At 62.1% G+C, this 472-nt stretch carries 2 protein-coding genes; both read left to right on the plus strand.

From position 1 onward, the window contains the following. Positions 1–296 (plus strand): electron transfer flavoprotein subunit alpha/FixB family protein (locus RM704_RS44660; RefSeq protein ID WP_311593602.1); only part of this gene is annotated, 296 nt, incomplete at its 5' end. An 11-nt stretch (positions 297–307) separates the two neighbouring features. Continuing rightward, on the plus strand, positions 308–472 hold a 165-nt coding region (locus tag RM704_RS45325; RefSeq protein ID WP_369015715.1), incomplete at its 3' end, for an FAD-binding protein.

A 472-nucleotide genomic window follows, 5' to 3' on the forward strand; every position in this document is an offset into this window, starting at 1 on the left:
GCTCGCGGCCGCTGGTCCAGAAGGGCTGGGCCACCTCCGACCGACAAATCGGCCAGACCGGGAAAACCATCCGGCCAAAGCTCTATATCGCGGCCGGCATTTCCGGCGCTATCCAGCATCGCGTCGGCGTGGAGGGCGGCGACCTCATCGTTGCCATCAACACTGACAAGAACGCTCCGATCTTCGACTTTGCCCATATCGGCATCGTCACCGACGCCATTCGACTGTTGCCGGCGTTGACCTCTGCATTCCGCGCGCAGCTATCGCCGCACTCGCACGACCGCATCGCTGGCTAGGGGAGCTTGTTATGATTCAGGAAAGATTCGACGCCATCGTCGTCGGTGCTGGCATGGGCGGGAACGCGGCGGCTCTTACAATGGCCGAGCGGGGTCTGAAAGTGCTGCAGCTGGAACGCGGCGAGTATTCCGGGTCGAAGAACGTGCAAGGGGCCATCCTTTATGCCGACATGCTG

It is taken from the genome of Streptomyces gottesmaniae (genome assembly GCF_031845845.1).
In the GTDB taxonomy this organism is placed as follows: Bacteria; Actinomycetota; Actinomycetes; order Streptomycetales; family Streptomycetaceae; genus Streptomyces; species Streptomyces akebiae.